The sequence below is a fragment of the Crenobacter luteus genome (assembly GCF_004345725.1).
Lineage (GTDB): Bacteria > Pseudomonadota > Gammaproteobacteria > Burkholderiales > Chromobacteriaceae > Crenobacter > Crenobacter luteus.
In genome coordinates this window covers 1-4,881 of record NZ_SLXG01000043.1, presented here as the reverse complement: position 1 = coordinate 4,881, position 4,881 = coordinate 1, and the positions used below count along the sequence as shown (strand labels likewise).

The following is a 4,881-nucleotide window of genomic DNA, read 5'->3' as shown; positions in this document are numbered from 1 at the left end:
TCACACCTATCGGTTGTTCGATTTATTAAAGAGCGGGCTGCGTCGCGTCGTTGTTTCGTTTGCGCTGCAGCGAGGAGGCGAACTATACCCACCCCCATCCGCGACGTCAACACCTTTGGCGCGAAAAAATGCAAAAAATTACCGCAAACCAAATAATTCATCGACAAGCCGTTGTTTTTAAACAAACTTTGTCAAGCACCCCTTCCCCGAATTACCCGCACAAACACCCGACGCCCAACCCAGCCAGCAAAGGGCTTTCCAAAGGCAGCTTTACCCAGCACCCGCGAGGACACACCAGGCGAAGATGAGCAGCGCAACCAGACTATAGAGACGAGGAACGACAAAAAAACACCGGCATCGTGAAACGATGCCGGTGTGGGTGCTGTACTGGTGGGCCCGGAGGGGCTCGAACCCTCGACCAAAGGATTATGAGTTCGTCGCCAACGGGCTATGCCTAGGAAAATCAAGCATAGGTGAGCGTAAGCTAGAGAACAAAAAAGTAAACTGCGACAGTAGTTTAGCGCAGCTTGGCGAAGGTGGGCAAAACTAAGCTCTGTACCGCTGGAGTACCGCTCAGAACGGAATGTTCTCGTCCCACGGGTCGCGCGATGACACCTGCTGCTCTACCGCTTTGGCCTGGGCCTTGATCTTCATCTCCAGCGCCTTGATAAAGCGAACGGACGCCGCAACGTGATTGAAGATCAGCAGGCTTTCCTCGTAGTTCAGGATCGGGTTGTCGTGTGCGAGGCTCTTGTTGTTGCGCACGTCGTTGAAGGCTTCCAGCACCGAGATACTGGACTTCAAGATGCGCTCGGTCATGGCTGACTCAAGGTGACCACCTTCCCGAAGCGCCTTCACGTACTCGCCGAAGACGCTGTGCAGCGGCTTGTCACGAGTGATCGTGATGCTGTGCGGCTCGCACGTCACCCGGATGAACTTGTTGACGAAAGTATGCAATCGATCCAGCCCGCCCTCAGGCTGGTTTTTCTCGATGGCTTCGCGGACGTGCTCTGCTACCACCTCGAAGTCCCGCTCGTCCGCGATGGCCGTCAGCGCATCCAACTCGGCCACCGGTTGGTCACTGAGAAGACGCTGGGCGATCTTTCGGCAGTCGTCGATCAGCAGCGGGTTGCTGTCACCGAAGCATTGCTCATCGGTCGCATACTCGATCAGCCCGCCAATGACCCGCCCCACAACATGATTGCCGTCCACATCCCAAAAGGTGCGCATCCGATTGGCCTTGGACGTGCCCCGTGCCCTGTACCGCTCGGCGTCAATCTCGACCCTGTAATCATCGAAGAAGTCCCCGAAAGTGCGGTCAGAGAAGTTCAGGACGTAGCCGCCGCCCATGCCAAGCAGCTTTTCCAGCTTGCGACGCTCACTACCACTCAGATCGGACATGCGCGTTCCCCTATGTCACCGCTGTGCGCGGCTTCGCGCTTCGACCATCGCCCCAAGTGTTGTCAAAGGAAGGCGGCGCCATCAACCCAACCGCGCGGCCTCTGCCGCAACGTGGCCGGCAAGGGCTGCAACGAACGTCTTGAGGCTGGTCATCGACGACAGTTCAGTGAAGTCGCCGGTGTCCACCGCGCTGCGTTCAGCAGCGATGACAGCAGCGGTGGTGTAAAGCTGTTCCTGAACGAGCCGCTGACACAGCAGGTCATACCGCGTGAGATACGACGCTCCCTTGAATTCCTCGAACACTGGGAAGTGCGGTGACGAGTCACGCACGGGCCTGCGGGATTCAGGCGCATCTTCAACCATCATCAACCACCCGACGAAGGGGCGCGGTTGTTTTCCGAATGCCTCTTCCCGGAAAGCCGTCCAGAGGTCATGCGCCGTTCCGATGGCTTCCTCGGTTCGGTTGTTGAAGTTATTCCCGAACGATGGGCCAACCTGACTTTTCAGCTCGATGGCCGCGATCAGCTCACCCTTGTAGATCACCAGGAGATCCCATAGCTTCGTCGGGCGGAAGTAGCCGGGTAAGGTCAGCATTGCCTTGTTCTGGTGGATTTCTGCATGGGCCAGACCATTGGCCTTGATGATGTCGAGCACCAAGGCCAAGAACCCGTCCATGTTCTTACCACCAGTGACGCCTGCGCGTTCACCTTGGTCGGCTTTGCCCGACTCAATCTGTTTTTGCCTTGCCGCTTCGCGGTTACCCCAAAACGCCTTCACGGCCTCGTGGGCTTTCTGTTCGTAGTTGACGAGATCGAGCGCCATTTATTCTCCATTGCCCCCAAGGGCAGATCGTTCTTCGTGACTCAAGCCATAGAGCTTGAACACAGCCCGGTTGCAGGCTTGCACATCCCTCCCGATGGCAGCTTCCGCCAATTCACGGCGAAGCTGTTCAGGCACATCTGCCCAGTGCGGGATACGAATACGGCGTAGGTACTGCGCTTGGAAACGCAGAAATCCACCTCGCATTTTTGTTGAGTACGTCGCCACGAATAGACGAGTAACCGCGGACAGCAGTACCGCCTGCAAGGCCCGTAAATCCCAATCATCGGAAGTGACGTAATAGAGGTTGTGGTGGGGGTACAGCTCACCGCCTTCAAAAACTATATGCGCCTCTCCCTTGATATCTGGGATCAGGAGCTTCGGCCTCGAGGCCAGCGCAGGAGTAATGCGGTCAATCGTGCGATACCAGTTGGCCGGCGCTTTCTGCGCGCAGTGCCGCCCGGCGATCACCTCGCGTCGAGCCTCAAGGTAGCGCCGCAGGCGTGGATATTCTTCAAGATCGACCAGCCCACCCAGCTCCGCGAAGGGGTTGACGACGCCTTGACCGCGCCACTGCACCTCGCCAGTCATGATGTCCTTGGTTGTCACCAGCGGCAACTTCCGGTCTGTTTCTACATCGAGCGTCTCGAAATCCCCGATGAACGCTTTATCAGCACCAGTTGCGACACCGATCCCAACCTTGCACCCTGCTTCTTCCAGCAAGGGGAAAGCGCTCTCTAAACGGCGAATAAGCGCCATCTGGTCGGCTGATTCAAGCAGCCACGGCTCTGCCCCATTGGTCACGCGAGCGAGTTCCCGCACTGGCCCGGCGTCTTTCGGCAGCATCGGCGCATGCAGCAAACCGGCTAGTGCGGTCAGTGTTTCCCGGTCAATGGCCGGGCGGTGAGCGATGCGTGTTGCCCCTGGCGCTTCGCGGCTGATGACGGTGATGGCCGGATAGGCGATCACATCCGAGTGAAAAGCCGGCGTATCCACCATATCGACATAGACTTTCAAGTGGAACCGCTCTGCTACAAGGCTGCGCAGTGGCCCGCCATAGCGGTTCTTCATCCAGCGATCTGCGCAGATGAAGCCCAGGCTGCCACCATCCGACAAGACCGAAAGTGACCGCTCAATAAAGGGGATGTAGAGGTCAGCCCGGTCATACATCGTTTGGTAGCGACTACGGTATGCGGTGAGAAGTGGAGCTGGGATCAGCTCCTGACGAACATAGGGTGGATTGCCCACCACGAAGTCGAACTCACCTTCCAGCGGCACGAACAGGAAATCGCCTTGCAACAACCAGCAGCTAGCTAAGGTTGACGCAGTATTCGCCGCAATACCCTCGCGCCTGAGCAACGCGACAACGGCAGCATGGGTGCTGCGGTAGGTACTGTGGTGCAGTTCCACCGCCCGGATGGCATCGGTCAATTCATCGAGTGCAGAGCCATCTGGCCTTGCCAGCCGCCATGCGCTTAGCAGCCGCTCAATGATTGGCAGCAGAAAATCTCCCCCGCCAAATGATGGTTCCAGAAGTCGCTTTTCGTGGAGAGGCTGATCTTCCGTATAGCCAACCAAGTCCAGGATGAAATCAACCACCTCGGAACGTGTAAAGATGGCTCCCCGAGCTTCGAGGCCGCCATCTGTAGCCAATGCATCCGTAGCCATCTGAATGGGGCAACTGGTTGGCTTGGTAGGATGACTTGTGACCGTTGGCGTATATGCCATGAGTGTGGAATCCATTAGCGTGTAATTGAGGGGCGTTTTGGCGTCCTGGCGATCATGCAGTCGCCTCCCTCTGTGAGTTGTCCCTTCCAGAAGAAACGTCGGCACTATCCGTAATTAGCCATCGACTCAGGCTGGCATCCTGGACGGCTGCTACCTTGTCTGTATGCCGGTAGATGTACGTTGCCAGCCTCTCTATTTGCTCAGCCTTGACCGTAGCCTGTCCACCTTCATTCAGGCGCTTGGCGATCTGATTCAAGTTCCGACCGATGGCCCGGAGCTGGCTGGAAGACTCCCATAGCGCCTTGGTCGTTTCCATCGTGAACTGTGGCTCGTGCGTCAGGCTCGCACGCACGCAGTTGATGACCCAGCGTTGAGGTGAGCAGCCTTCGGCCTCGGCCCGTGCGGTGATGCTCTGGAATTCCGTCGGTGTGAAGCGAACCTCAAGCCGCTCCTTTGGCCCATCGTCAGGTCTGCCTTCTGCTTGCTCTGCGATCCATCGGCGAACTTCGGGCGGCATATCGTCCCGGATCAGATAGCGCATAAGTGCTCGCAGGATGGCCGGAGCCTTCTTCTTGTTGCGCTCGCAATAGGTGGCCCACTGCTCGCGCAGATCATCAGGCAACCGTAGGGGGTAGATGTAGCTACCTCTGGTTGCCCCAATCTCGGGATTGCGCGGCATAGGCGTCTCCAGGAAGGGGGAGTAAGTGTGTTGTGCAGACGTAGTGTAATACACTTTGCCGGCGTCAGCCTATCCTGCAATAGCCCACACCCCCATGCTTTTTTCGTCATGACGAAGAAAATCCTTGGTCATGACCAAGAAGCCGGCAGAAGAAGCCTGCCTGACCTGCCCCCAGGATTAGGGCCAAGACCTACTTGGTAAAGTCGGTTAAAAATTTCTGCTCCTGCTCCGCTTGTTCCCTCATGCGGAAGCCT

At 57.3% G+C, this 4,881-nt stretch carries 5 protein-coding genes; 1 reads left to right on the top strand and 4 read right to left on the bottom strand.

The window, feature by feature from the left end; translation table 11 throughout:
* On the top strand, positions 1–181 hold a 181-nt coding region (locus tag EV683_RS14455; protein WP_207910472.1), incomplete at its 5' end, for a hypothetical protein.
* A 392-nt stretch (positions 182–573) separates the two neighbouring features.
* Here the strand turns inward: EV683_RS14455 and EV683_RS14030 are convergent.
* From EV683_RS14030 to EV683_RS14015, 4 genes are all read right to left on the bottom strand, one after another.
* Entirely contained in the window at positions 574–1,401 is an 828-nt protein-coding gene (locus EV683_RS14030) for an abortive infection family protein (RefSeq protein ID WP_131863203.1), read from the bottom strand.
* 81 nt (positions 1,402–1,482) lie between these two features.
* Positions 1,483–2,223 (bottom strand): type-2 restriction endonuclease, encoded by a 741-nt coding sequence (locus EV683_RS14025; protein ID WP_131863202.1) that lies wholly within the window; start codon positions 2,221–2,223, stop codon positions 1,483–1,485.
* The gene (locus EV683_RS14020; RefSeq protein ID WP_243694773.1) at positions 2,224–3,819 is read right to left on the bottom strand and encodes an Eco57I restriction-modification methylase domain-containing protein; all 1,596 of its coding nucleotides are present in this window, start codon (positions 3,817–3,819) and stop codon (positions 2,224–2,226) included.
* A gap of 181 nt (positions 3,820–4,000) precedes the next feature.
* Positions 4,001–4,627 carry a plasmid mobilization protein gene (locus EV683_RS14015; RefSeq protein WP_131863200.1) on the bottom strand — a complete coding sequence of 209 codons (627 nt, stop codon included), beginning with the start codon at positions 4,625–4,627 and terminating at the stop codon, positions 4,001–4,003.
* Positions 4,628–4,881 lie beyond the last annotated feature (254 nt).